Origin of the sequence: Streptomyces laurentii (assembly GCF_040635425.1) — a bacterium.
In the GTDB taxonomy this organism is placed as follows: Bacteria; Actinomycetota; Actinomycetes; order Streptomycetales; family Streptomycetaceae; genus Streptomyces; species Streptomyces laurentii.
In genome coordinates, this window is sequence record NZ_JBEYHT010000067.1 from 18621 (window position 1) to 41332 (window position 22712).

Annotated in this window: 20 protein-coding genes; 4 read left to right on the plus strand and 16 right to left on the minus strand. The window is 73.6% G+C overall.

Translation table 11 applies throughout. The features are described 5' to 3' along the window. The first annotated feature begins 124 nt into the window (after positions 1 to 124). Complete coding sequence (locus tag ABZ693_RS30270) at positions 125 to 1711, plus strand: MFS transporter (RefSeq protein ID WP_435842588.1); 1587 nt, start codon at positions 125 to 127, stop codon at positions 1709 to 1711. 59 nt (positions 1712 to 1770) lie between these two features. On the opposite strand, the gene ABZ693_RS30275 is transcribed toward ABZ693_RS30270, so the two are convergent. From ABZ693_RS30275 to ABZ693_RS30330, 12 genes are all read right to left on the minus strand, one after another. Further along, positions 1771 to 2019 (minus strand): hypothetical protein, encoded by a 249-nt coding sequence (locus ABZ693_RS30275; protein WP_359883819.1) that lies wholly within the window; start codon positions 2017 to 2019, stop codon positions 1771 to 1773. Positions 2020 to 2466: 447 nt separating this feature from the next. Beyond that, positions 2467 to 3675 carry a cytochrome P450 family protein gene (locus ABZ693_RS30280; protein ID WP_359883822.1) on the minus strand — a complete coding sequence of 403 codons (1209 nt, stop codon included), beginning with the start codon at positions 3673 to 3675 and terminating at the stop codon, positions 2467 to 2469. Next, positions 3672 to 4913, minus strand: a complete 1242-nt coding sequence (locus ABZ693_RS30285; RefSeq protein ID WP_359883865.1) for a cytochrome P450 — start codon at positions 4911 to 4913, stop codon at positions 3672 to 3674. Before ABZ693_RS30285 ends, ABZ693_RS30280 begins: the two co-directional genes overlap by 4 nt. A 47-nt stretch (positions 4914 to 4960) precedes the next feature. Further along, positions 4961 to 5617, minus strand: a complete 657-nt coding sequence (locus tag ABZ693_RS30290; protein ID WP_359883824.1) for a GTP-binding protein — start codon at positions 5615 to 5617, stop codon at positions 4961 to 4963. Then, complete coding sequence (locus ABZ693_RS30295; protein WP_359883827.1) at positions 5598 to 5966, minus strand: DUF742 domain-containing protein; 369 nt, start codon at positions 5964 to 5966, stop codon at positions 5598 to 5600. Before ABZ693_RS30295 ends, ABZ693_RS30290 begins: the two co-directional genes overlap by 20 nt. After that, positions 5963 to 6388, minus strand: a complete 426-nt coding sequence (locus tag ABZ693_RS30300) for a roadblock/LC7 domain-containing protein (RefSeq protein WP_359883829.1) — start codon at positions 6386 to 6388, stop codon at positions 5963 to 5965. The genes ABZ693_RS30295 and ABZ693_RS30300 overlap by 4 nt, the downstream gene beginning before the upstream one ends. Then, complete coding sequence (locus ABZ693_RS30305) at positions 6385 to 8013, minus strand: sensor histidine kinase (protein ID WP_359883830.1); 1629 nt, start codon at positions 8011 to 8013, stop codon at positions 6385 to 6387. Before ABZ693_RS30305 ends, ABZ693_RS30300 begins: the two co-directional genes overlap by 4 nt. Positions 8014 to 8480: 467 nt before the next feature. Continuing rightward, the gene (locus ABZ693_RS30310; protein ID WP_359883833.1) at positions 8481 to 11504 is read right to left on the minus strand and encodes a trypsin-like peptidase domain-containing protein; all 3024 of its coding nucleotides are present in this window, start codon (positions 11502 to 11504) and stop codon (positions 8481 to 8483) included. Positions 11505 to 12112: 608 nt separating this feature from the next. Then, on the minus strand, positions 12113 to 12481 hold the full coding sequence (locus ABZ693_RS30315; RefSeq protein ID WP_359883836.1) for a hypothetical protein: 369 nt from the start codon (positions 12479 to 12481) through the stop codon (positions 12113 to 12115). Between the two features lie 336 nt (positions 12482 to 12817). Then, entirely contained in the window at positions 12818 to 15280 is a 2463-nt protein-coding gene (gene secD / locus ABZ693_RS30320) for a protein translocase subunit SecD (protein WP_359883838.1), read from the minus strand. A 258-nt stretch (positions 15281 to 15538) separates the two neighbouring features. Then, on the minus strand, positions 15539 to 16027 hold the full coding sequence (locus tag ABZ693_RS30325) for a hypothetical protein (protein WP_359883840.1): 489 nt from the start codon (positions 16025 to 16027) through the stop codon (positions 15539 to 15541). A gap of 172 nt (positions 16028 to 16199) precedes the next feature. Further along, positions 16200 to 16676, minus strand: a complete 477-nt coding sequence (locus tag ABZ693_RS30330; RefSeq protein WP_359883843.1) for a DUF6194 family protein — start codon at positions 16674 to 16676, stop codon at positions 16200 to 16202. A 63-nt stretch (positions 16677 to 16739) separates the two neighbouring features. On the opposite strand from ABZ693_RS30330, the gene ABZ693_RS30335 reads away from it, so the two are divergent. Together ABZ693_RS30335 and ABZ693_RS30340 are read left to right on the plus strand one after the other, a co-directional pair. Beyond that, the gene (locus ABZ693_RS30335; protein ID WP_359883846.1) at positions 16740 to 17465 is read left to right on the plus strand and encodes a MerR family transcriptional regulator; all 726 of its coding nucleotides are present in this window, start codon (positions 16740 to 16742) and stop codon (positions 17463 to 17465) included. A 97-nt stretch (positions 17466 to 17562) separates the two neighbouring features. Further along, positions 17563 to 18108: an AAA family ATPase gene (locus tag ABZ693_RS30340; RefSeq protein WP_359883848.1), complete on the plus strand. Its 546-nt coding sequence runs from the start codon at positions 17563 to 17565 to the stop codon at positions 18106 to 18108. Positions 18109 to 18569: 461 nt separating this feature from the next. Here ABZ693_RS30340 and ABZ693_RS30345 read toward each other — a convergent pair whose 3' ends face one another. From ABZ693_RS30345 to ABZ693_RS30360, 4 genes are all read right to left on the minus strand, one after another. Continuing rightward, positions 18570 to 19868 carry an NAD(P)/FAD-dependent oxidoreductase gene (locus ABZ693_RS30345; protein WP_359883851.1) on the minus strand — a complete coding sequence of 433 codons (1299 nt, stop codon included), beginning with the start codon at positions 19866 to 19868 and terminating at the stop codon, positions 18570 to 18572. Further along, positions 19865 to 20059, minus strand: a complete 195-nt coding sequence (locus ABZ693_RS30350) for a ferredoxin (protein WP_359883867.1) — start codon at positions 20057 to 20059, stop codon at positions 19865 to 19867. The genes ABZ693_RS30345 and ABZ693_RS30350 overlap by 4 nt, the downstream gene beginning before the upstream one ends. Positions 20060 to 20061: 2 nt before the next feature. After that, positions 20062 to 20985, minus strand: coding sequence for a pyridoxamine 5'-phosphate oxidase family protein (locus ABZ693_RS30355; protein WP_359883854.1), 924 nt, complete (start codon positions 20983 to 20985; stop codon positions 20062 to 20064). A 239-nt stretch (positions 20986 to 21224) separates the two neighbouring features. Beyond that, positions 21225 to 21689 (minus strand): VOC family protein, encoded by a 465-nt coding sequence (locus tag ABZ693_RS30360; protein ID WP_359883857.1) that lies wholly within the window; start codon positions 21687 to 21689, stop codon positions 21225 to 21227. Between the two features lie 166 nt (positions 21690 to 21855). Here ABZ693_RS30360 and ABZ693_RS30365 point away from each other — a divergent pair, with 166 nt between their 5' ends. Next, positions 21856 to 22449, plus strand: a complete 594-nt coding sequence (locus ABZ693_RS30365) for a CGNR zinc finger domain-containing protein (RefSeq protein WP_359883859.1) — start codon at positions 21856 to 21858, stop codon at positions 22447 to 22449. Positions 22450 to 22712: the final 263 nt, after the last annotated feature.

A 22712-nucleotide genomic window follows, 5' to 3' on the forward strand; every position in this document is an offset into this window, starting at 1 on the left:
GCATTCTGTATGCCGATTTCGCATACGGAATGCGGGAGTTGACGTGCTCGACGGGCCTCCGGGCACGCCGCCATCCGGGTGAAGTGCCGTCACCCGCCCGCCGCCGTCACCCGTGGCGGGGAGGGTGAAGACCGGTACGCCGGCCGATCCGGGGAACAGTAGGGGCCGAGAGCCGTCCGTACGCGCCCGGGTTCCGCGCCCGAGCGCGTACGCCCCTTTTGGAAAGGATGTCGTCACGTCCTCCCCCGAGAACGCCCAGGCCCCTGATTCCCCGGCCACCGGATGGCGGCGAAGTCCCGGGCCGCGCCGGTGCGACATCACGGTGACGGACGGGGCCGCGGTCCGGCGCGCCGTGAAGGCGGCCGCGCTGGGCAATGCCATGGAGTGGTTCGACTTCGGCATCTACGCCTATCTGGCCGGCACCCTCGGCCGGGTGTTCTTCCCGTCCGGCAGCGACACCGCCCGGCTGCTGTCCTCGTTCGCCGCCTTCGCCGTCGCCTTCCTGGTGCGGCCGATGGGAGGGATGGTCTTCGGGCCGATGGGCGACCGGATCGGCCGCAAGAAGGTGCTGGCGCTGACCATGATCCTCATGGCGACCGGCACCTGCGCCATCGGTCTCGTCCCCGGGTACGCCGCCATCGGCTTCTGGTCCCCCGTCCTGCTCGTCGTCTTCCGCCTGCTCCAGGGCTTCTCCACCGGCGGCGAGTACGGCGGGGCCGCCACCTTCATCGCCGAGTACGCGCCCGACAAACGCCGCGGATACTTCGGCAGCTTCCTGGAACTGGGCACCCTGGCCGGTTACGCCGCCGCGGCCTTGCTGGTCACCGGCCTGACCGCCTGGCTGGGCGAGTCCGGCATGGACGCCTGGGGCTGGCGGGTGCCGTTCCTCGCGGCGGCCCCGCTCGGCATGATCGGCATCTACCTGCGGCTGCGGCTGGACGACACGCCCGCGTACCTCAGGCTGGAGAACACCACCGGCCGTACCGCAAAGGAAGCAAAGGCGCAAGACACCGCGGAGAGCACCACACGGGGCGCTCTGGGTACGGTCTTGCGTGCCCACTGGCGGCCGCTGGTGCTGTGTGTCGTCCTGGTGGGCGCGTACAACATCACCGACTACATGCTGCTGTCGTACATGCCGGCGTATCTGTCGGACGAGCTGGGCTACAGCGTGACGCACGGTCTGCTGATCCTGGTGGCCACGATGGTGCTGCTCATGCTGGTCGTCAATCAGGCGGGCCGGCTGTCCGACCGCTTCGGCCGCAAGCCCCTGCTGACGGCGGGCATGCTCGGCTTCCTCGTCCTGCCCGCACCGGCCTTCGTGCTGGTACGCCGCGGCGGCCTGCTCGCGGTCTCGGGCGGCATGCTGATGCTGGGGATGTCCCTGGTGTGTCTGCTGGGCACGATGTCGGCGGCGCTGCCGGCGATGTTCCCGACCAGGGTCCGCTACGGGGCCCTGTCGGTCGGCTACAACGTCTCGGCGTCCCTGTTCGGCGGCACCACCCCGCTGGTGATCACCGCGCTGATCGGCGCGACGGGCTCCGGCATGATGCCCGCCTACTACACGATGGCCGCGGCCGGTGCCGGTGTGGTGGCGGTGTCCCTGATGAAGGAGACCGCCCGCCTCCCGCTGGAGGGCTCCCCGCCCTCCGTACAGACCGAGGAGGAAGCAGCCGCCCTCGCCCGGGCGCGGGCCCCGGCGAGGGACCGCTGACGCCCCGGTTCCCGGCGGGACCGTTTACCGGGGAGGCGGACGGTGCCTGTGGGCGGGGGTCAGCCTTGCCGGACGGGGCCGATGAGGGTTCCGGCGGCAACGCGCAGGCGGCCGTCGGCGAAGGACGTGCCGGGGACCTGGCCGCCGGGGGCCTGGAGGGTGAAGGAGGCTTCGTCGGCGGGGAGTTGCCGGGCCTCGCCGGGGACCTGGATGTCGAAGTGGACCGGGTGGCCGGGGGCGAGGGTCGCGGTGGTGTGCTGGTCGCCGTACGAACCGGTGGCGACCGGTACCGGGGTGCCGGTCGCCACCGGTTCCCCGGTACCGGGGTGCCGCGGTCGGTGAAGCGTACGCCGGACGGTGAGCCGGCCAGGTCGCAGGGGGCGTAGCCGCGCGGGGTGGTCAGGGTGACGCGGTAGTGGTGGTGTCCCGCGCTGGCGGGCGCGTCGGTGATCCGGGCGGTGTGGTCGGCCGGGCGGCACGCGGAGGGTGCGGGGTCGCGGCCGGGGGCCGGGGGGGCCAGCGCCGTGGCGGAGGCGGTGGCGGTGGCGGTCAGCGGGACGGCGGCGAGGGTGACGGCGGTGGTGCGGTCGAGGTGCATGGGCACTCCTTGCCTTGCGCGAGGGTCGCTGCGATCCGTGCCCGCACACCGTGTCCGGGAATGTCCCGGTATCGTCACAACCCGCCCTGCCGGGGATGGTTGTGGTGGGGTGCCCGGCCGGGCACCCCACCACAGCCGTCCCCGGCAGGGCGGAGGGTCAGCTCAGCCGGACCGGCAGTTCGTGCAGGTCGTTCTGGGTGACGATCGGCTTGTTGCGCAGCTCGGACGCCGGGACGGCCAGGCGAAGGTCCGGGAAGCGCGCGTACAGGGCGGGCAGGGCGATGCCGGCCTCCAGACGGGAGAGCGCGGCGCCGGGGCAGACGTGCGGGCCGTGGCCGAAGGCGATGTGGCGGTTGGGGCTGCGGGTGACGTCGAACTCGCCGGCGGTAGGACCGTACTGGGTCTCGTCGCGGCCCAGCGCGCCGTAGGAGACGATCAGCGCCGCGCCCTTCGGCAGAATCCTGTCCCCGACTTCGACGTCCTCGGTGGCGAAGCGGAACAGGACGTGGGAGGTGGGGGTCGACCAGCGCAGGGTCTCCTCGATCACGCTCTCCCAGGACACTTCCCCACTCAGGACCCGCGCGCGCTGCTCGGGGTGGGTTTCCAGGGCGACGACCGCGTTGACGATGAGGCTGATGGTGGTCTCGTGGCCGGCGGCGATGATCAGCTGGAGGGTGTTGACGATCTCCTCGCCGGTGAGGCGGTCGCCGTCCTCGGAGGCGGCGATCAGGGCGCTGGTGAGGTCGTCGCCCGGGTGGTCGCGCTTGGCGTCGACGATCTTCGTGAACAGTTCGCCGAGGTCCGCCATCATCTGCGGGACCTTCTCGGGCGGGGTCTGGGTCGAGAAGAACTTCTCGAACAGTTCCTTCAGCCGCGGGTGGTCGGCGCGGTCCACGCCCATCAGTTCGCTGATCACGTTCATCGGCAGCGGGTAGGCGAACTCGGCCTTCAGGTCGACCGTTTCGCCCTCGGGGACGGTGGCCAGCCGGTCCAGGCTCGCGTCGGTGAGGGCCCGTATGCCCTCGCGGAGGTGTTCGACCCGCTTGACGGTCAGGGCCTGGGCGACCAGGTTGCGCAGCCGGCGGTGGTCGGCGCCGTCGACGGTGAGCATGGAGCGGCCGGGGTTGGCCAGGCCGATCAGCGGCCAGTCCAGGGGGATCTCGCCGCGCTGCCAGGCGCCCCAGACGTTGATGTCCTTCACCAGGCGGGGGTCGGTGAGCAGCCGGCGGGCCTCGGCGTGGTGGGTGACGGCGTGGCAGGCGACGCCGCCGGGCAGTTCGACGTCGACAAGCGGTCCGGCCGCGCGCAGGGCCGCGGACTCGCCGTCGAGGTCGGTGACGAAGGGGTCGAGCACGATCGGGGTCATCTCGGGCCTCCGGGGGCCGATCCGGTGTCGGGGCCCGGGCCGGGCCCCAGGGCGGGGGTGGGGGTGAAGGAGACGGGCATGTCCGTCAGGCCGCGCAGCCAGGGCGAGGGGCGGCGGGTGAGCCGCTCGGCTCGGACGGCGAGGTCGATGTCGGGGAGTCGGTCGAGCAGGACCTCGATGCCGGTGCGGGCGATGACCTCGGCGGTCTCCTGGGCGGGGAAGGGGCAGCGGTGTTCGCCGTGGCCGAAGGAGAGGAAGGCGTTGTTGCCGCCGGTCAGGGTGGAGCCGTCGGTGCGTACCTGGGGGTCGTAGTTGGCGGCGGCGATGCCCAGGAGGAGCAGGTCGCCGGCCTTGATGTGACGGCCGCCCAGGTGGGTGTCGCGTGAGGCCCAGCGGCCGGCGACGTTCTGGGTGGGGGTGTCTTCCCACAGGACTTCGTTCATGGCTTCGGCGACGCTGTGCCGGCCGCCGGCCAGGGAGGCGGCGAAGCGGTCGTCGGTGAGCATGAGGCGCAGGGAGTTGCCGATCCAGTCGGCGGTCGGCTGGTGGCCGGCGGCCATCATGACCATGAGGTCCTGGGCGATCTCCTCGTCGGTGAAGCCGCCCGGGTCGGCGATCATGCGGGTGACGACGTCGTCGCCGGGCTCGGCCCTTTTGTCGGCGAGCAGCTGGAACATGGAGGTGGCCAGGTGCTGCTGTCCGGCGAGGGCGCGTTCGCGGCCGTCGATCATGTCGTTGAGGGAGCCGACGAGTGCTTCGCCGAGGGTGTCGGCGAAGCCGTAGATCTTGGCCAGGACGAGCGCGGGCAGCAGCATCGCGTACTGGGCGATGACGTCGGCGGTGCCGACGGTGCAGAAGCGGTCGACGAGCGCGTCGGCGAACTCCTCGGCGTGGCGCTTGAGCGCGAAGGGGTCGACGCCTTCGAGGGCGCCCGCGATCATCGCGGCGCGCTGGGTGTGGCGGGGGCCGACGGTGTAGAGGATGGAGGGCTGTTTGCGGCCGATCATGGGCAGCAGGGGCCAGTCGGCGGGGATGTGGTCCCACTGGTTCCACAGGTCGGAGTCGCGGCTGAAGAGTACGGGGTCGGCGGTGACCTGGTGGAGTTCGCGGTAGCCCAGGACGAGCCAGGCGGGGATGTCGCCGTCCAGGACGACGGGGGCGACGGCGCCGTGGTCGCGGCGCATTTCCCGGTACAGGCGGGTGGGTTCGGTCTGGAAACGGGGGCCGGACAGCGGCATCCGGTCCTGGGACGCGGGGCAGCCGGCAGTGGGGGCCGGGGGCTGGGTCACGACAGGGGCTCCGGGGTCTTGTCCGCGGTGAGGGCAAAGACGCTCTGGGCGTCGGGGCCGGCGGCCTGCCGGCGCCGGGACATGGCGTACAGGTGCTCGACGAGGGTGATCAGCACGTGCTTGCTGGACGCCCGGTCGCGGGCGTCGCACATGACCAGGGGGACGTGGTCGGCCAGGGCGAGCGCCTCGCGGATCTGTGTCTCGGTGTGGGGCGGGCCGCCGAAGTCGTTGCAGGCCACGATGAACGGCGCCTTGTGGTGTTCCAGGCGGTCGATGGCGTACCAGGAGTCGGACAGGCGGCGGGTGTCGACGAGGACGACGGCGCCGAGGGTGCCGTAGAACAGGCGGTCCCACAGGAACCAGAAACGTTCCTGCCCGGGGGCGCCGAAGAGGTACAGCACGTTGCGTTCGTCGAGGCTGATGCGGCCGAAGTCGAAGGCGACGGTGGTGGCGGTCTTCGACTGGACGCCGTCGAGGTGGTCGACGGCCTCGCCCGCGCTGGTCATGGTCTCTTCGGTGTTCAGCGGGCGGATCTCGCTGACGGAGCGGACCATGGTGGTCTTGCCGACCCCGAAGCCGCCGACGATGGCGATCTTCAGTCCGTTGTCGGCCGTCGCCTTGAGGGCGGGACGGTCAGAGGTTGCGGAGTCCAACGAGCACCTGTTCCAGGATGTCGGGGGCGGGCAGCCGGTCCGCGACCCGGGCGACGCGCGGGTGGCGGGCGCTGATCCGGCCGGTGGCCAGCAGATCGGACAGCAGGATGCGGACGATGCCGACGGGCAGTCCGAGGCAGGCGGCGATCTCCACGACGGCGGTGGGCAGGGTGCACATCCGCAGGATCGTGGCGTGTTCGGACTGCATGCCGAGGGTCGGCTCGCACTCGGACACCACCAGGGTCACCAGGTCGAAGGCGTCCGAGTCGGACCGGCTGCGCCCCTGGGTGAGGGTGTACAGCCGGTCCGGGGCGTCGTCCCGGCCGGGGCGGGGGCGGGGGCGGTTCATCCGTTCTCGGCCGGGTCGGCGGCGGGTGTGCGCGGCGGGGCGCTGAGGTGTTCGCCGAGCTGTTCGACCAGTTCGCTCATGTTGTGGCCGACGAGGCCGACGTCGGCCTGGTCGGAGGCGATGACCGCGAGGTGGGCGCCCGCTCCGGCCTCGACGATGAACAGCACGCCGCCGTAGAACTCGGTCATGGCGGAGCGTACGCCGCCGGTGCCGTCGCCGAACTCGGCGGACGCGCCCTGCGACAGGCTCTGGATGCCGGCCGAGATCGCGGCCAGCTGGTCGGCCTGGTCGACGGTGAGCTCGGGAGTACGGCACAGCTTGAGGCCGTCGCGGGACAGGACCAGGGCGTGGCGGGCGCCGGGGGTGCGCTCCAGGAGTCCTTCCAGGAGCCAGTTGAGCTTCTCGTCGGTGGTCGCGGTCATCGGGTGTTGCCTTCTTCCGGGTGTGGGGTCTGGGGCCGGACAGCCTGTCGGAAGCTGTTGAAGCGGGCTGCCTGTTCCTTGGCGTCGGCCGGGCGGGGCCGGCTCTCGCCGGCCGGGGAGGTGGTGGAGTCGGTCTTCTCGGCCCTGCGGCGGGCTTCGGCGGCGGCGAGGGTACGGCCGCGGGGGCGGCGGGGCAGTCCGCTCTCGCCGAACAGCGGCAGGCCGGCGGTCGATTCGGACGCGGGCTGGTCGCGGGCCGGGGTGGGGTCCGGTACGGCGGGGTGCGTGGAGGGCGCGGGGTGCGCGGGTACGCCGGGGGCCGTGGTGGGCTCGGGGGCGGGGCGCGGGTCACGGGCCGGGGCCTGGGCCTGGGGGGCGGTGCCGTGCGCGGGTTCCGGTTCGGGGACCGGGGCGGCGGCGGGCCGGGCGGCGGGTGCCGGGGCCTTGGCCTGGGCCGGGATGGAGGTGCGGGCGGCCGGGACCGGGGCGGGGGCGGGTGTGGTGACGCGGGTGAGGATCTCCTGCGGGAGCATCATCAGCGCGCCGGTGCCGCCGCGGGCGGAGGGGCGGAAGGACACGGTCAGGCCGTGCTTGCGGGCCAGCCGGCCGACGACGGCGAGGCCGAGGCGGGTGCCGGACAGGCCGGTGAGGCTCTGGTCGGTGGCGGCGACGGCGCGTTCGGCGCGGCGCAGCTGGACGTCGCTCATGACCAGGCCGCTGTCCTCGACGGTGATGACGACGCCGGCCGGGACCTCTTCGACGTACACGTGGACTTCGGCCGTGGGCGGCGAGAAGTTGGCGGCGTTGTCGAGGAGTTCGGCGAGCGCGTGCATCACGCCTTCGGCGGCGTGGCCGGCGATGGCGACGTCGCTGGTGGAGTGCAGGCGGACGCGCTGGTAGCCGCTGATGCGGCCCATGGCGCCGCGCAGGATCGACTCCATCACGATCGGCTTGGCCCAGCGCCGGCCGGAGCGGGCGCCGGTCAGGACGGCGACGGAGTCGGCGAGGCGGCCGGCCTGGGCGGTGCGGTGGTCCAGGTGGAGCAGGTCGGCCAGGACGTCCTCGGCCGCGTGACGGTGTTCCATCTCGCGCAGGTCGGCGAGCATGCTGGTGGCCAGGGCCTGCATCCGGCCGGCGGCGTTGGCGCAGGCGGCGAGGGCGGCGGACCGCTCGCTCTCGCTGCGGGCCATACGGGCGGTCAGCCGGGTGATCTCGGTGTGGTGCTGGGCGGTGTCGGCGGCGGCCTGGGCGGCGAGCCGGGTGGTCTCGCTGTCGGAGGCGGCCTGGAGGCGGGCCGATTCGGCGGCGGCCGCGGCCTGGATACGGGCGGACTCGGCGGCGTGGCGGCGGTCTTCGGCGGCGGAGGCGGTCACCAGCTTGCCGATCTCCGCGGCGGAGCGCTGGGTCTCCGCGGCGAGCCGGGCGCGCAGCCGGGTCGCGGTGGCGCGGGCGTGGACGGCGGCTGCCACGGCGGCGGACAGCAGTACAGCGCCGGTGCTCGCGCCCCAGGCCAGCGGGGCCTGTACCGAGCCGGGGGCGGCCAGGACCGCCCACAGGCACAGGGAGCCGGTGACGGCCAGTGAGGTCAGCAGGGCCAGTACGGCCGGCCGGGATGAGGGGCTCAAGTGCGGTCCTTGGGGGCGGACGGGACAGGCGGAACGCCGGAACGACGGAATGACGGAACGGTGGAACGGTGGAACGGTGGAACGGTGGAACTGCGGGAGGGCGGAACGGGTACGGGGGTGGTGCGAGGGTGGTGCAGGGGGCGTTGCGGCAGGGGACGGAGCCGGCCGGACGACGCCTACCGGATGAAAACGGGCCTATCGGGACGGCTCAGGGCATCAGCGGAGAACGAAGCAAGCGGACTTGATCATTCTTGGGCAAGTCTTGGTCATCATACGAGAATTGACGTCGCCTTCGGTAAGGACCTCGTGACTCCTTTCCGGGCGCGGGCGGGGAGGCCCGGACGGCCCGGTCGCCACACGTCCGTGACCCCGTCGTCCCCGTGCCGGCCGCGCCCCGGAAGCGGGGCGGCCCGGGGCCGCGTGTACGCGGTCCCGGGCCGTCCCGGTCAGGGGGTGAGGGGTACGGGTCAGCCGCCGCAGCAGCCCTTGCCGGTGCCGGTGCCGGTGCCGGTGTCGGTGTCGTGGTGGGTCCCGGGCGGCTTGGGGTGGTGGCCGTCGTGGCCGTGGCCGCAGGGGTCGTGGGGGTCGCAGGGGTCGTGGGGCGGGCGGGGCGGCTGGGTGAGGCAGTGGCACAGGGTGCGCAGGAGGGTGGTGAGGGCGCCGCCGCAGCACGGCTCGCAGGGGGTGCCGCCCGGGGGCAGGGGGGTGCCGTTGACGAGGACGGGCGGGCGGCCGGGCTGGGAGACGATGACCGCCGGGGCGCCGGGGGTGCCCGCGGTCCAGGTGACGGGCACGGTGTAGCTGCCGTCGCCGTTGTCGGTGACCGGGCCGGTCAGGGTGGTGCCCGGGGCGGCGGTGAGGGGGAGGCCGTCGGTGCGGCCGGGGCCGAGCCGGTTGCCGTAGCGGTCGCGCGGGACCAGGGTGAGGGTGCCGCCGGTGGGGCCGCCGGTGACGGTGGTGGTGGTGTGGGCGGGGTCGACGGAGACGTCGACGTGGACGGTCCACTGGGTCTCGCGGCTGGACGCGCAGCCTTCGCCGTAGACCGCGCGGGCGTGGAAGGTGTAGTCGCCTTCGACAGTAAGCAGTTCGGGCAGCGGGTTGCCGAACAGGCCGGCCGGCTCGAAGGTGCCGTCGGTGTGGGCGGGGTCGTCGAAGAGGGGGAAGGTGTCGGTGGTGTAGGTGAACAGGGGGTGGCCCGCGGCCTTTTCCAGGGTGCGCAGGGTCGACTGGCGCGGTGGGAGGGTGTCGCCGCCGACGGTCACGGGGGCGCCGAGGCCGGCTTGGGACAGGATGTTGCCGGCGCCGGCGGCGGGCCGGGTGACGGTGAGGTCGGCGCGGGCGGCGGGCGGGCTGCCGCCCTGGCCGTAGTGGAGGAAGACCATCGGGTTGACGGTGTCGCCGGTGTAGTGGCGGCGGGGTGCGGTCACCGGGTCGAGGCGGGGTCCGCCGGAGGCGACGACCTGGACGAAGTAGCGCAGGTCTACGCCCGGCGGGGGGAACTCGCCGCCGCCGGGCCGGTAGACCTGGACGGTCCACTGGCCGTCGCGCTGCTGGGCGTAGGGCAGCGGGACGCGGACGAAGGACCAGGTCGCGCCGGAGGTGGAGGCGGTGGAGACGTAGTCGCCGGCCGGGGTGCGCAGGGCGATCAGGAGGTCGCCGTCGGGGTTGTCCCAGCCGATGATCACGGTCAGCGCCTCTTCCCCGCAGACCTGGAAGGGGATGGGGTCGCCGCGGCGGATCGCGGCGGGCATGTCGTACTCGGGGTCCATCAGCGCGCCGGCTTCGAAGATGTTGCCGAAGGCGAGGCCGAAGAACTTCTTCAGCGCCAGTCCGTTGCCGGCCCGCGTGTACAGGCCGTCGTGGTCCTGGGTGAGGCGGGTGAGCAGGGCGCCGTCGAGGCTGGTCTCGGTGCCGAAGCCGACGGCGTCGACATCGATGCCGCCGAGGGTGTTCTCGATGTCGGCGACCATGGGGGGTGTGTTCTGCAGGCCGTCGGTGAGCAGCAGGACCGAGCGCGGGTTGGTGGCGGGGGGCAGTTGGTCGCGGGCGGCCGCGAGCGCGCCGCCGATGGTGGTCGCGCCGCCGGGGTCGAGGGCGCCGATGATGCCGCCGGTGTAGGGCGGGGGGCCGGTGAGGGTGTTCTTGGTGGTGTCGGAGACCGGGGCGAGGGCGAAGTCGACGGGTGAGGTCGCGGTGGTGGAGAACGACACCAGGCCGAGGCGGTTGCCGCTGCCGGCGCGGACCAGGCGGACGAACAGGGAGGCGGCGTCGCGGGCTTCCTCGATCTTGGTGCGGTCGCGGCCGGTTCCGGCAGTGTCCTGCATGCTGCCGGAGCGGTCGAGGACGACCATCACGTCGCGGCTGGTCTGCGGTCCGGGCGGGTTGGCGAGCTGGCCGAGCATGCTCGCGGTCGGGTAGTAGTGCAGCAGGCATTTGCCGCCGTTGGACAGGATGCCGACGATCCGGCCGGCGGAGTCGAACAGTCCGGAGCCCGAGCTGCCGCCCGACACGTCGACGTTGACGTCGAGGGCGCGGGCCGAGCTCGCCAGGGTGGCGGCGAACGCGGTGTGCGGGGGCGACAGTTTCTTCACCGCCCCGTTGGGGTGGTGGATGCCGAAGACCTGCTCACCCGCGCCCGGCAGGTCGGGGCGGACGGGAACGGGGGTCAGACCGAGGCCCGCCGCCGGTACTTTCAGCTGGAGCAGGGTGTAGTCGACGCCGCTGTTCGGGTCCCACTGGTGGCCGAGGACCTTGACGACTTTGTGGAAGCGGGCCGCGTATCCGGGCGGGCGGTTACCGGCGCAGTCGGTGGCGTAGTCGAAGGTGACCGAGGCGGAGGCGGCTTCCGCGGCGACGTCTTCCAGGCAGTGGCCGGCGGTCAGGACCACGTTGGGTTCGATCAGGGTCACCGAGCAGGTCGACAGGATGCCCTGGCTGACCATGACGATCATTCCGACGCTTTTCGCCACGCGGGCGCGCACGTCCGTCGCGGGGGTGGCGCAGGCGGCGTTCTCCCAGTTCGGCGGGGTGTTGCAGAACCAGAACGGGTCGTACTTCGGTTCCGTGTAGAGCGCGTCGCCCAGGAACGGGTCGCTGTTGGAGAAGGCGGTCGGGTCCTGCTGGCCGGCGTGGCGTTCCCCGCGCGCGTAGCGGTCGAGGGTGGCGCCGCCGGTGGTCGAGCCGTTGGTGATGTAGCGGATCGGGACGCGGCCGGCCGGGAAGGCGTACACGTTGACGGGGCGGGTCCAGAAGTCGGGGCCGTCTGCGGAGGTGAACACGTCCGTGCCGTAGCCGAGGTCGACCTCGAGGCGGTTGGCGGCGGGCAGGCTGACCCCGGTGAAGTGCAGGATGACGAGTTTGGTGCCGGAGGGTGCGGGGACCCAGGGAAAGTCGTAGGACCACGTGCCCGGTGAGGTCGGTGGGGCTCCTGACGCGGGGCCGACGGTGACCGGGGGCGACAGCGTCTGCACCGTTCCGGTGATGTGGGACATGGCGTCTCCTGTGGTGGTGGCCGCCCGCTGTGGCCTGGAGCGGGTAAGCCGACACCTACCCCCGCAACTACTCTGTGTAATCGTTGCTGGTGGGGGTGTGAAGAGGCAGGGGAAGCGCCCGAGGAGCGCGCCGTGTCGTGTTGCCGGGTGGTGAGGGGATGCGCCCCTTCCCCGCTCCTTGCCCGCCGGTTCGGCGCCGGTGGGGCGGCGGGTGTGGGGCACTGGTGGCGCCGGCAAAGCGCCGGTACGCCGGCGGTGGCGCGGGCGAAAGGGGCCTGGGGGGGTGCGCCGGTGGTACGCGCCGGTGGTACGCGCCCGGGGAGGGCGGTGCGGCGGGAGGGCCTGCTGCGGCCGGCGTCGTCGACGGTTGTTCCCCCCGCGCGCGACTGCGGCGAGCGCGGCCCCGTACCCCTGCGGGCGTGGCGAGAAGGCCAAGGGAGGGGTGGCGGGGTGGTGGTGACGCCGTGGGGTGTCCGTTCGGGCGGGCTGTTCGCGTGCCGGGGGTTGCTCAGCGCGCCCGTCCGCTGGGTGCTTCGGGCGGACGGGCGCGGTGGCAGGACGGGCGCGGTGGGCCGGAGGCCGGGCGCGGTGGGCCGGAGGCCGGGCGGTCAGGAGACGCGCTTGAGGGTCCAGGCGTTGTTGTTGAAGCCGCCGTTGGGGAAGGCGACGCAGCCGCTGCTGTAGTACGAGGCGGTCGCCACCCAGCCGGCCGGGTAGTAGGTGGAGCCGCACGCCTCGACGACGGTGCCCACGGGCAGGCCGGTCAGCTGCTTGATCTGCTTGATGTTCGGGGCGAAGTTCTGGGTGCCGCAGCTCGGGCTGTAACCCCAGTTGACGTCGACGTAGCCGGCGGGGGTGGCGCTGCTCGCGCAGGTCGTGGTCACGTCTCCGGGCGCGGCCTGGGCGGGAGCGGCACTGAGCGCGAACATCGCCGCGGTACCGGCGAGGGCCATGGCGGTGGTGCGCAGACGGGTCACAGCGGTCTCCTTGGATACGAAAAGGGTGCCGGTCGGACATGGCAGGCCATTCCTACGGCACGCTTCCGGACGCGTGACAGCTGGTTTTCGGCCGGGACGATCACGCCACGCGGTCGGCTGGGGCCGGGTCCGGGGCCGGTAGGGGGTGGGGGCGGTCCGGCAGGGGTCCGGGCCGGTGGCGGCAGGGGCCGCAAGGGGCGGGGCGGGGCGGGAAAGGCGGGTCGGGGAAGCGGGCCGGGGAAGCGGGCCGGGCCGGCTCCGGGGGCGGGGGTCGCCCCGGCCGGAAGCGGGGAGTGGCGGGCCCGCGGCCTGGGTGGCCGCGCGCCCGCTCCCCTGTCAGACGACCGCGCCTGTCGGGTCGGTGGTCTTCTCGCGGACCGCGCGGACGGGCGCGGGGCTGCGGCTTTCCAGGGTGACCGCGAGGGGCAGGGCGGTGAAGACGGTCGAGGCCATGCCGAGGACGACACCGGCCAGCAGGGCCACGGAGAAGTCCGCGAGGGTGTCGCCGCCGAGGACCGCGAGGGCCATGAGGACGAACAGCGCGCCCATGCCGGTGTTGACCGTGCGGGGCAGGGTCTGGGCGACGGCCCGGTCGGCGAGGTCCGCGAGCGGGATCCGGCCGCCCTTGCGGCGCAGTTCGCGCAGCCGGTCCAGGACCACGACGGAGTCGTTGACCGAGTAGCCGACGACGGTCAGCAGCGCGGCCAGGAAGACGCTGTCCACCGGTTTGCCGAGCCAGGCGAACAGTCCGATGACCAGCAGGACGTCCTGGGCCATGGCGGCGACCGCGGCCGCGGCGTAGGTCCAGCGGAAGCGGATGGACAGGTAGAGGAGCTGGGCGGCGACGGCGAGCCCGAGGGCGAGGAGGGCGTGGGTGCGCAGTTCGCCGCCGAGGCTGGGGCCGATCAGGTCGTCGCGTTCGACGGTCAAGGGGCCGGCGGCCTTGGTGAGGGCCTCGGTGATGCGGGTCTGGGCCGTGTCGGCGGTGTCCCCCACCCGTACGGTGATGTCCCGGCCGCCGTCGCCGGTGGTCTGGACGACGGCGTCCGCGAAGCCCGCGGCGGTGACGGCCGCGCGGGCCGTGTCGGCGTCGACCGGGCGGGTGGCGGTGTAGCGGACGTCGCGGCCGCCGGTGAACTCCACGCCGAACTCCACGCCCCGTACGCCGATTCCGGCGAGGGCGAGCAGCAGCAGGGCGGTGCCGGCGGTGTACCAGGTGCGCCGGCGGCGCATCAGGCGCGGGGGGCGGCGGTTCAGCCGGGTGCGCAGCCGGCCGAGGCCGGCCATGCCGGTGAGGGCGGGCCTGCGCCGGACGGCGCCGATACGCAGGGCCGCGTCGGCGAGGAGCCGGGTGATGATCATGGCGGTGATCATCGAGGCGAGGACGCCGATGGCCAGGGTCACACCGAAGCCCTTGACGGGGCCGGTGGCGAAGGCGAAGAGCAGGCCGGCGGCGAGGAGGGTGGTGATGTTGGAGTCGGCCACCGCGCTCCACGCCTTGCCGAACGCGGTGTGCAGGGGGCGGCGCGGGTCACGGGCCAGTGCGTCGGGGCCGAGCGTCGCGCGGGTGAGCGGGGTGGTGGCGCCCTTGCGGCGGGTACCGCCGGTGCCGGTACGGCCCGTGGTGCCGGTACGGCGGGTGGTGCGGGTGGGGTCGCCGAGGGCCGCGTATTCCTCTCTGGCCCGTTCGAAGACGAGGACGTTGGCGTCGACGGCGATGCCGACGGCGAGGACGAAGCCGGCGAGCCCCGGCAGGGTGAGGGTGGCGCCGAGCGCGACGACCGCCGCGTAGGAGATCAGTCCGTACAGGGCGAGGGCGATCGTGGCGAGGAAGCCGAGGAGCCGGTAGACGGCGATGACGAAGACGCCGGTGCAGGCGAGGCCGATGACGGCGGCCAGGGCGCTGGCGCGGATGGCGTCGGCGCCGAGGGTCGGGCCGACGGTGCTCTGTTCGACGGTGGTGACGGGCAGGGGCAGCGCGCCGCCCTCGACGAGCGCGGCCAGGTCGCGGGCCTCGGCGGCGGAGAAGCCGCCGGTGATCTGGGTGGAGCCGCCGGTGATGCCGCTGCCGCAGGGCACGCCGGTCTGCATCGCGGGGGCGGAGACGATCCGGTCGTCGAGCACGATCGCGACCCGGCGGGCGGGGTCGGTGCCCGGGGCGCAGGCGGCCTGACCGGTGAGGCGGGCCCAGGCGTCGGCGGCGTCGCCGCGGAAGGTGAGGTCGACCGTCCAGCCGCGGGCGCCGGTGGTGTCGAAGGCCGCCTCGGCGCTCTTGACGCCGTCGCCGGTCAGGGCGGGGGCGGCGAGTGCGAGGAACCCGCCCGAACCCGCGGCGGGGGCCTTGTCGGGACTGGGACTGGGGTTGGGGTTGGGGTTGGGGGCGGCGTCGGGGTCGGCCAGGACCCGGCTGCCGTCGGCGGCGGGCGGGCCGGCCGGACCGTCGGCGGCGGAGACGACGGGGTGGAAGGTCAGCTGGGCGGTGCGGCCGATGACTTCGGCGGCCTCGCGCGGGTCGCGCAGGCCGGGGAGTTCGACGACGATCCGCTTCTCTCCGGAGCGGGCGAGCGAGGGTTCGGCGACGCCGAGGCCGTCGACCCGTTTGCGCAGCACTTCCAGGGCGCGGTCGGTGGCCGCGGCGTCGGCGCGGAGCTGGGGGGTGTCCTGGGTCTCCAGGACGATACGGGTGCCGCCGCGCAGATCGAGTCCGAGGCGGGGCGGGGTGGTCAGGGCGGTCCACAGGGCGAGCGCGACGACGGCGAGCGCGAGCAGCGCACGCCGGAGCGCGGCGGACGAAGACATGGGTCCTCCACGGGCGGGGCACGGAACGCGCGCGGGGCGGGTGCCGTGCCGGGCGAGCTGGGGTTACGCGCGCGGCCGGACGGGAGGGCATGGCATGGGCAAGCCCGCGTACGAGCAAGCCCGCGTACGGACATGCCCGTCTGCGGGCATTCCTGCCTGCGGGCATTCCTGCCTGCGGGCTCGCCGGCTTGGGCTTGCGGTACGGGCTTCGGCTTGCGGGCATGCCTCGGGACCGGACGGCGGCGCGGTGAAAAGGCGTCAGCTGTGCCGGGTGGAGGGAGGACCCCGGGGGGCCTGGGGGTCGTACGGGAGGCCGGGCGGGGCGCGCTCGCGGCGCGGGTCCGCTTCGACGCGCCCGCGTACGGGTTCGCCGCCGGCCGTCCGCAGGAGCGGGGGCGCGGCGGGCGGTGCCGGGAACCGTACGGTGTGCTCGACGGCGGCCGGGAGTTCGGCGGCCTCGGCGGCCGAAGCCGCCGAGGTGGGGCCGGTGGTGTGGGGGTGGGGGTCGTCGGCGGGCGCCGCCGAAACACCGTCCGCGACCGCGGCCGCGGCTGCCGAAGCCGGCAGGGGCGCGGGCAGGGATGCGGCCGCGTGGGCCGATGCCGATGCCGGTGCCGGTGCCGGTGCCGCGAGGAAGACGCACAGCGCGTACAGCAGCGCCGGGAGGAACCGGGCCAGGGCCCTGCCGCCGTACGGGCGCGGGGTGTGGTGGGTCCGGGCGCGGGCGGGCAGGCGTGTCGTGTGCACCGCCCACCCCCGTCGTCCGGCCGTGTCCTTCGTCGTGACACCGTGTCGGCCCAGCGTAGACGGGTGGCGGCGGGCGCGGGACACCACCAGGGGGTCCGGGCCCGGGCCTGGGGGCTGCCTGGGGCTGCCTGGGTGCTTCGTGCCGCTCCCCCGGTCCGGGCGCGGGGCGGGGTTATCGCGGTGCCGGTGTGGTGCGCCGGTCGTGGCGGGCGCGGGCGAGGCGGTGGGCCGTGCGCAGCAGGTCGCGGGTGGCGGCTTCGGTGCGCTCGCCCGGGTTCACCACGGCCAGCCAGGCGGCCGCGGCGTAGACGGGGTGGGCCGTCACGGTGTCGGTGGCGCCGGGGTCGGACGTGGCGGGGGCGGGTTCGTGGGGTGTGTGGCCGGTGTGCCGGCGGAACGCTTCCTTTCCGGCGGCGATGTTCACGCGGAAGGTGCCGGGGCGGTCCAGGCGCGAGGTCTCGTCGCCGGGGTGGTTCTTGGTCACGATCGTCGCGAACGGCTGCCCGGCCGGCGGGGCGGTGCCGTCGGGCGCGTAGGAGAAGAAGGTGTCGCCCCAGCTGATCTCCGGTGTGCCGTCGCCGGGTGCGGGGGTGAGGGTCAGGACGCCGTCGAGGCCGCTGACGAAGCTGATGATCTCGTCCTTGGTCATGTGCTCTAGCGTGGCATTGAGGTGCTGGTGGAGACTTCGAGACCAAGGGGCGGGGGTGTGGGGGTGCCTAGTCTCAAATCGGGTGGTTTGCGTCCTGCTGATGTCGCGCGGCAGGCCGGGTACAGCGTGCAGCAGGTACGCAATCTCGAGCGTGACGGTGTGCTTCCGCCCGCGGCGCGTACGGCCGCGGGCTACCGGGTCTACGGGGAGATCCATCTGCGGTCCGCGCTGGCCTACCGGGCGCTGGCCGCGGGGACGGGGCCCGTCGAGGCCAAAAGAATCGTGCGGGCCTTCCACCGGCCGTCCGCCGCGCACGCGCTCGCGCTCCTCGACAGCGCGCACGCCCGGCTCGCCGCCGAACGCGCCGCACTGCACGAGGCCGAACAGGCCGCCCGGACCATCGCCGTCGAGCCGGTCGGCCAGGTCCGCGCGTCGGACTCGATGGGCGTGAGCGAACTCGCCGACGCCCTCGGGGTGCGGCCGTCGACGCTGCGGCACTGGCACGCGGAGGGTCTTGTCGTCCCGGACCGCGACCCGGTGCGCGCCGCCCGCCGCTACACGCCGTCCCAGGTGCGCGACGCGCGGATCGTGCACCAGCTGCGCCTGGCCGGATACCGCATCACTCCCCTGCGCGCGCTGATGCCGCGGCTGCGCGGCCACCGCCGTATGGAGGAGGTCGCCGCGGCGCTGGCCGGCAGGGACACCGCCCTGACCGCCCGCTCGCTCGCGCTCCTCGAGGGCGCCGCCGCGCTCAATGCCGTACTCCGCCTTCACGGGCAGGCCGGCTGATCACCGGGACGGGCCCTCACGGAGGGGGCCGGCGGGCCGGGGCGATTGCCGGCTCGCACGGGGGTGGTGGCAGCAGGCCGCGCTAGGGTCGGTCCGCATGATCGTATGGCTCAACGGCACCCACGGTGTGGGCAAGACGACGACGAGTGCGCTCGTGCAGCAGCTGATCTTGGATGCGCGGGTGCTGGACGCCGAGAAAGTCGGCGAGACGCTCATGGACATCACGCCGGGACTGCCCGGGACGGACAACTTCCAGCACTGGCCGCCATGGCGGCCGCTGGTCGTGGAGACCGCCCGGCGCGTACTCGACTACACCGGCGGCACGCTGGTGATGCCCATGACCGTCCTGTTCGAGCCGTACTGGCGCGAGATCAGCGCGGGGCTCGCCCGACACGCCATCGAGGTACGGCACTTCGTCCTGCACGCCGACCCGGACACGCTGCGCCGGCGGATCGCGGGCGACACGGTCACCGGCCCCGACTCGCCGTTCCGGCTGCGGCACCTGGAGCCGTACGCCCAGGCGGCCCGTACGTGGCTGCACGCCGAGGCCGAGGTCGTCGACACCACGCACCTGACGCCCGGCCAGGCCGCCCGGCACATCGCCGAGGCCGTCGGCGTCCGGGCCGGGGAACCGCTGCTCTGAAGCGTGCGGGAGCACCGGCCGGCGAAGGAGAAGGCCGCGGCGGCAAGGGGGCGGGGCGGGGTTTCTCCGCCGGCCGCGGCCGGGGTACTGAGGAGGCCGGCCGACCTGCGGCTTGCGGCTTGCGGCTTGCGGCTTGCGGCTTGCGGCTTGCGGCTTGCGGCTTGCGGCTTGCGGGAGGATCTTTCCCTGCGGTGCCGTCGCGCAGCGTGTGTGGGGCGTCGACGAGGTCTTCCGGCGGCAGTCGCGGCCCGGCACGAAGCGCTCGCGCGCGGCCTCGGCTACGGCCTCGCGCACGGCCACCGGCCGGTTGCGGTACATCGCGGCCGCCCTCCCGCAGTGCCTCGCCCGCCCGGCCCCGGGAACAGGAGCGGGAGCGGGGTGCAGGAGCGGGAGCGGGAGCGGGCTGATGCGGTGGTGCCCCCGGTTGGTCGCGGTTGCGGTGCCGCTCTTGTGCGACGGGGTCAGGCCGGGGTGAGGGTGGTGCGGCTGATGTCGTCGGCGAGCTGGGCCTGGTAGGCGGTGATGCGGGCGGCGCGGTTGGCGGTGAGGGCGCCGATGAGGCGGTCGTCGCGGTAGTAGGCGATGTCGAGGCGGCGGCGTTCGGGGTCGAGTTCGCGTACCTCGGTGCGGTCGGCGTACCGGGGCAGGCCGACGGCGCGCAGGCGGACGCCGTACTGGGTGGACCAGAAGGAGGCGACCGGGTGGTAGGGGACGGGGGTGTGGGGGTGGAGCAGGTTGTGGGCGGCGGCGCGGGCCTGTTCGGCGGCGTTGCTCCAGTGGCCGAGGTTGATGAGGTCGGGGGTGTGGGGGTGGGGGAAGCGGGTGATGTCGCCGGCGGCGGTGATGCGGGGCTGGGGGCGTCCGTGGACGTCCAGGACGCGGGTGTAGGCGTCGGTGACCAGACCGCCGTCGAGGCGCAGGCCGGAGGTGGCCAGCCAGTCGGTGTGCGGGAGTGCGCCGAGGGCGAGCAGGACGGTGTCGGCGCTCAGGGTGCGGGTGCCGTCGGGGCCGGTGAGGGTGGCGTGGGTGGGGCGGCCGGTGCCGGTGAGGGCGGTGACGGTGTGGCCGGTGAGGATCTCGACGCCGGCGTCCTGGTGCAGGCGGGTGAGGAAGGCGGCGGCTTCGGGGCCGACCGCGCTGTGCAGCACGAGGGGTTCGGGGGTGACGAGGGTGACGGTGTGGCCGAGTTCGCGGGCGACGGAGGCGATTTCGCAGCCGATGAATCCGCCGCCGGCGATCAGCAGGTGCCGGGGGGTGGCGGGGTCGAGGTCGGTCTTGAGGGCGCGGGCGTCGTCGAGGGTGCGCAGGGTGTGGACGCCGCGGGCCGGCAGCGGGCCGGGCCAGCTGCGGGCGGTGGCTCCGGTGGCGATGACCAGGGCGTCGTAGGGGTGGGTGGTGTCGTCGTCGAGGTGGACGAGGCGGGCGGCGGTGTCGAGGTGGACGGCGCGGCGCCCGTAGTACTCGTTCAGGGCGAGGGGGGCGGTGTCCTCCAGCGCGAGACCGGCGGGGGTGGTGCGGCCCTGCAGGAGTTCCTTGGACAGCGGCGGCCGGTCGTAGGGCGTGTGGGGTTCGGCGCCGATGAGGGTGAGCGGGCCGTGGTGGCCGGCCTCGCGCAGGGCCTGGGCGGCGCGCAGGCCGGCCAGGGACGCGCCGACGACGACGATCCTCTCCGGCACCCCCGACACCTCCCGTGCGTCGGACGCCTCGGGTACCTCGCTCGGGCCGGGGGTCCCCTGTGCCTGGGGGGTGTGGGGGGTCACGGGGTTCCTTCGACGAGGATGGCGCGGACGGGGCAGACGGCGGCGGCCTTGACGACCTTGTCGTACAGGGCGGGGTCGGGGGTGGCGTCGTAGACGAGGTAGTCGTCGTCGTCGAAGGAGAAGACCTCGGGGGCGGCGAAGACGCACTGGCCGTGGCTCTCGCACAGGTTCATGTCGACAGTGATCTTCACGCTCATGCTGGTGCTCCTTGGACAAGCTGGGGTGCGGGCGGGTTGAAGCGGGAGTACTGCGGGGCACTCCAGCGCAGCGGGGAGGCGTGCTCGGTCTGCACGACGCGGTCGATGGTGAACTCGACGACGCGCTGGGCTCCGGGCAGTCCGTCGGTGTGGTCGGGGTTCCAGTCGACGGTGGCGGTGCCGGTGAGCTGGAGCAGGGTGCCGGTGCTCCAGTCGGGCAGCAGCAGGCCGGCGCGGGGGTTGAGTTCGATGTTGCCGAGCGTGCCGAACATGGCGTTGCCGACGTAGTCGGGCCAGCGCAGCCGGGTGGGGCCGAGGGCCTGGAGGAAGCCGGGGTTGCCGCCGCGGTGGGAGGCGTCGGCGTTGCCGCCGGCGTCGGCGGTGGCAATGAAGAAGGTGTCCGTCGCGGCGATGAACTCGAGCTGTTCGGCGCCGAGTTCGTGACTGTGCCGGGGGGTGGCGGGCTGGTCGGCCACGTGGGACGGCTGGCGTTTTTGAATGTACTTGGGGCAGTTGGCGTAGATCTGGTCGAGTGCGATGTCCAGGCCGCCGTCGGGGGTGGGGTGGGAGCGGCCGTTCATACGCATCCGGCGCCGGGTGGCGGGCTCGATGGCGATCATGCCGAGGTGGGCGGGGGCGGCGAGGGTGTCGTGGAGGGGGTCGCCGGCCGCGGGGGTGGTGGTGACGGCCAGGCCGGCGGGGCCGGTGGCGGTGACGAAGCCGGGCTCGCCGGTGAGCAGGGAGGCCCAGACGTCGCCGTGGGCGTCGGTGGCGCCGATGACGAGCATGGGCTGTTCGGCGAGGAATCCCCGGGCGATGTCGGGGATCTCGCTCTTGATGGCGGCGGAGGAGAAGTCGGCGTGGTCGAGCAGGCCGGCGCGCTCCTGCACGGTGCGTTCGCCCGAGTGGTAGACGCCCATGTCCGGCTCCTTCCGGTTGGTACGCGTGCGGTGCGAGTGCCGAGCGTGGTGCTGGTGCGGGGTGTGTGGCGCGGGGTGTGTGGCGCGGGGTGTGGCGTGTGGTGCTGGTGCGGGGTGGGGCGTGTGGTGCGGGGTGACGCCGAGGGGGTGCGGGGGCCGCGGGTGCGGGCTTTCGGGGCGGGGTGGGGTGCGGGTCGGGGGCGGGCTGCCCGGGGGTGGCAGCCCACCGCCTGCCCGGTTTAGAAGAAGCCGCAGGTGGGCGCGGCGCCGGTCGGGGCCGGGGCGTTCTCGGCGCCCGACGGGGCGTAGATCTCCAGGCGGATGCCGTCGGGGTCGGTGAAGAAGATGCCGCCGGAGCCGGCGCCCTCACCGTGGGAGACGACGCCCTCGTGGGCGAAGTCCGCGCCGAGCTCGCGCAGGACACCCTCGGCGATCTTGACGTCCTCGATGGTGTCGACCTGGAAGGACAGGTGGTGCAGGCCGGCCGCGCCGGCGGAGAAGGCGGCGTCGCTCTGCTGCCACAGGGTGAGCACCAGGCGGCCGTCACGGGCGAGGAACGCCCAGCGCTGGGTGTCGTCCTTGCCCTCGGCCAGGATCTCGAAGCCGAAGACCCGGATGTAGAAGGGCAGCGACTTCTCGATGTTGGTCACGTTCAGGCCGATGTGGCCGGTCTGCAGGGACTTGTCGGCGAGGGACTGCGACATGGAAGTGCCTTCCTTAAAGGGGTGGGGGGCCGGGCTTTTCCGTCCGACCCAACCGGTGAAAAGAACGTTAGTGGTTGACTCACGGATGGTCAACCGGTGAAATTGGCTTTGCTGGTTGAATCTGGCCATGTGGTCGCATGGACCACGACACGAAAGGGGCTCCCCGATGAGCACAGACCCGCAGCCGACCCCCGGCGCCGACCCCCGGCCCCTGACCACCGAGCCACTGCCGCTGGACCTGGTCAACACCGTCTGGATCGACGAGGGGGTACGCCATGACCTGCTGCAATACCCTGGAGGGGTATCCATCTGGCTGGCTGCCGCCGGGTTCGCCGGCACGGTTCCCGACACCCCGGAGACCCGCGACGCGCTCCTCGTCACCCGCGCCGCGATCGGCCGGCTCCTCGACGAGCACGGCGAGCACGACGATCACGAGCAGGCGGCCAACGGCCTGAATGAGACCCTCCGGCACGGTCGGATCCAGCGCCTGCTGGGCCCCGAAGGCCCCGAGAGCGTCATCGACACCGACTCCCCCGCCTGGCTCGCGGCCTGGAGCGCCGCCGAGGCCTACCTGCGGCTGCTGGAAGAACACCCCGACCGCATCCGCAAATGCGCCAACCCCGAGTGCGTCCTGCACTTCTACGACGTCTCCAAGAACGGCGGCCGGCGCTGGTGCTCCATGGCCGGCTGCGGCAACCGCGCCAAGACCCAGCGCCACTACACCCGCCACCGCAAGAACACCGCCCCGGCCAACCCGTAGAAACACCACACCCGCCCCGTAGACCCGCGGAAGACCCGCCAAGCCCCGCCGGACCCACGGAGATACGCGGGGACACGCGGGGACACGCGGCGGCCAGCGGAGGTACGTGGGGTACGTGGCGGCCTGCGGGATCGATACGCGGGAACGGCGCGCCGCGCGGCCGCGCGGACACACAGCGGCGGTGGCCGCAACGGAAGAGAGAGGAGTAGGGAAAATGAGTAAATGAGGGAGTGTAGAACACGGTGGAGCGCGGATCAATAAAA

Excerpts from the sequence above, each read along its gene's own strand:
- ABZ693_RS30310 (WP_359883833.1), bottom strand. The coding sequence starts at position 11,504 with ATGTCCCACATCACCGGAACGGTGCAGACGCTGTCGCCCCCGGTCACC.
- ABZ693_RS30285 (WP_359883865.1), bottom strand. The coding sequence starts at position 4,913 with ATGCCGCTGTCCGGCCCCCGTTTCCAGACCGAACCCACCCGCCTGTAC.
- ABZ693_RS30365 (WP_359883859.1), top strand. The coding sequence starts at position 21,856 with ATGAGCACAGACCCGCAGCCGACCCCCGGCGCCGACCCCCGGCCCCTG.
- ABZ693_RS30340 (WP_359883848.1), top strand. The coding sequence starts at position 17,563 with ATGATCGTATGGCTCAACGGCACCCACGGTGTGGGCAAGACGACGACG.
- ABZ693_RS30280 (WP_359883822.1), bottom strand. The coding sequence starts at position 3,675 with ATGACCCCGATCGTGCTCGACCCCTTCGTCACCGACCTCGACGGCGAG.
- ABZ693_RS30330 (WP_359883843.1), bottom strand. The coding sequence starts at position 16,676 with ATGACCAAGGACGAGATCATCAGCTTCGTCAGCGGCCTCGACGGCGTC.
- ABZ693_RS30355 (WP_359883854.1), bottom strand. The coding sequence starts at position 20,985 with ATGGGCGTCTACCACTCGGGCGAACGCACCGTGCAGGAGCGCGCCGGC.
- ABZ693_RS30300 (WP_359883829.1), bottom strand. The coding sequence starts at position 6,388 with ATGACCGCGACCACCGACGAGAAGCTCAACTGGCTCCTGGAAGGACTC.
- ABZ693_RS30360 (WP_359883857.1), bottom strand. The coding sequence starts at position 21,689 with ATGTCGCAGTCCCTCGCCGACAAGTCCCTGCAGACCGGCCACATCGGC.
- ABZ693_RS30295 (WP_359883827.1), bottom strand. The coding sequence starts at position 5,966 with ATGAACCGCCCCCGCCCCCGCCCCGGCCGGGACGACGCCCCGGACCGG.
- secD (WP_359883838.1), bottom strand. The coding sequence starts at position 15,280 with ATGTCTTCGTCCGCCGCGCTCCGGCGTGCGCTGCTCGCGCTCGCCGTC.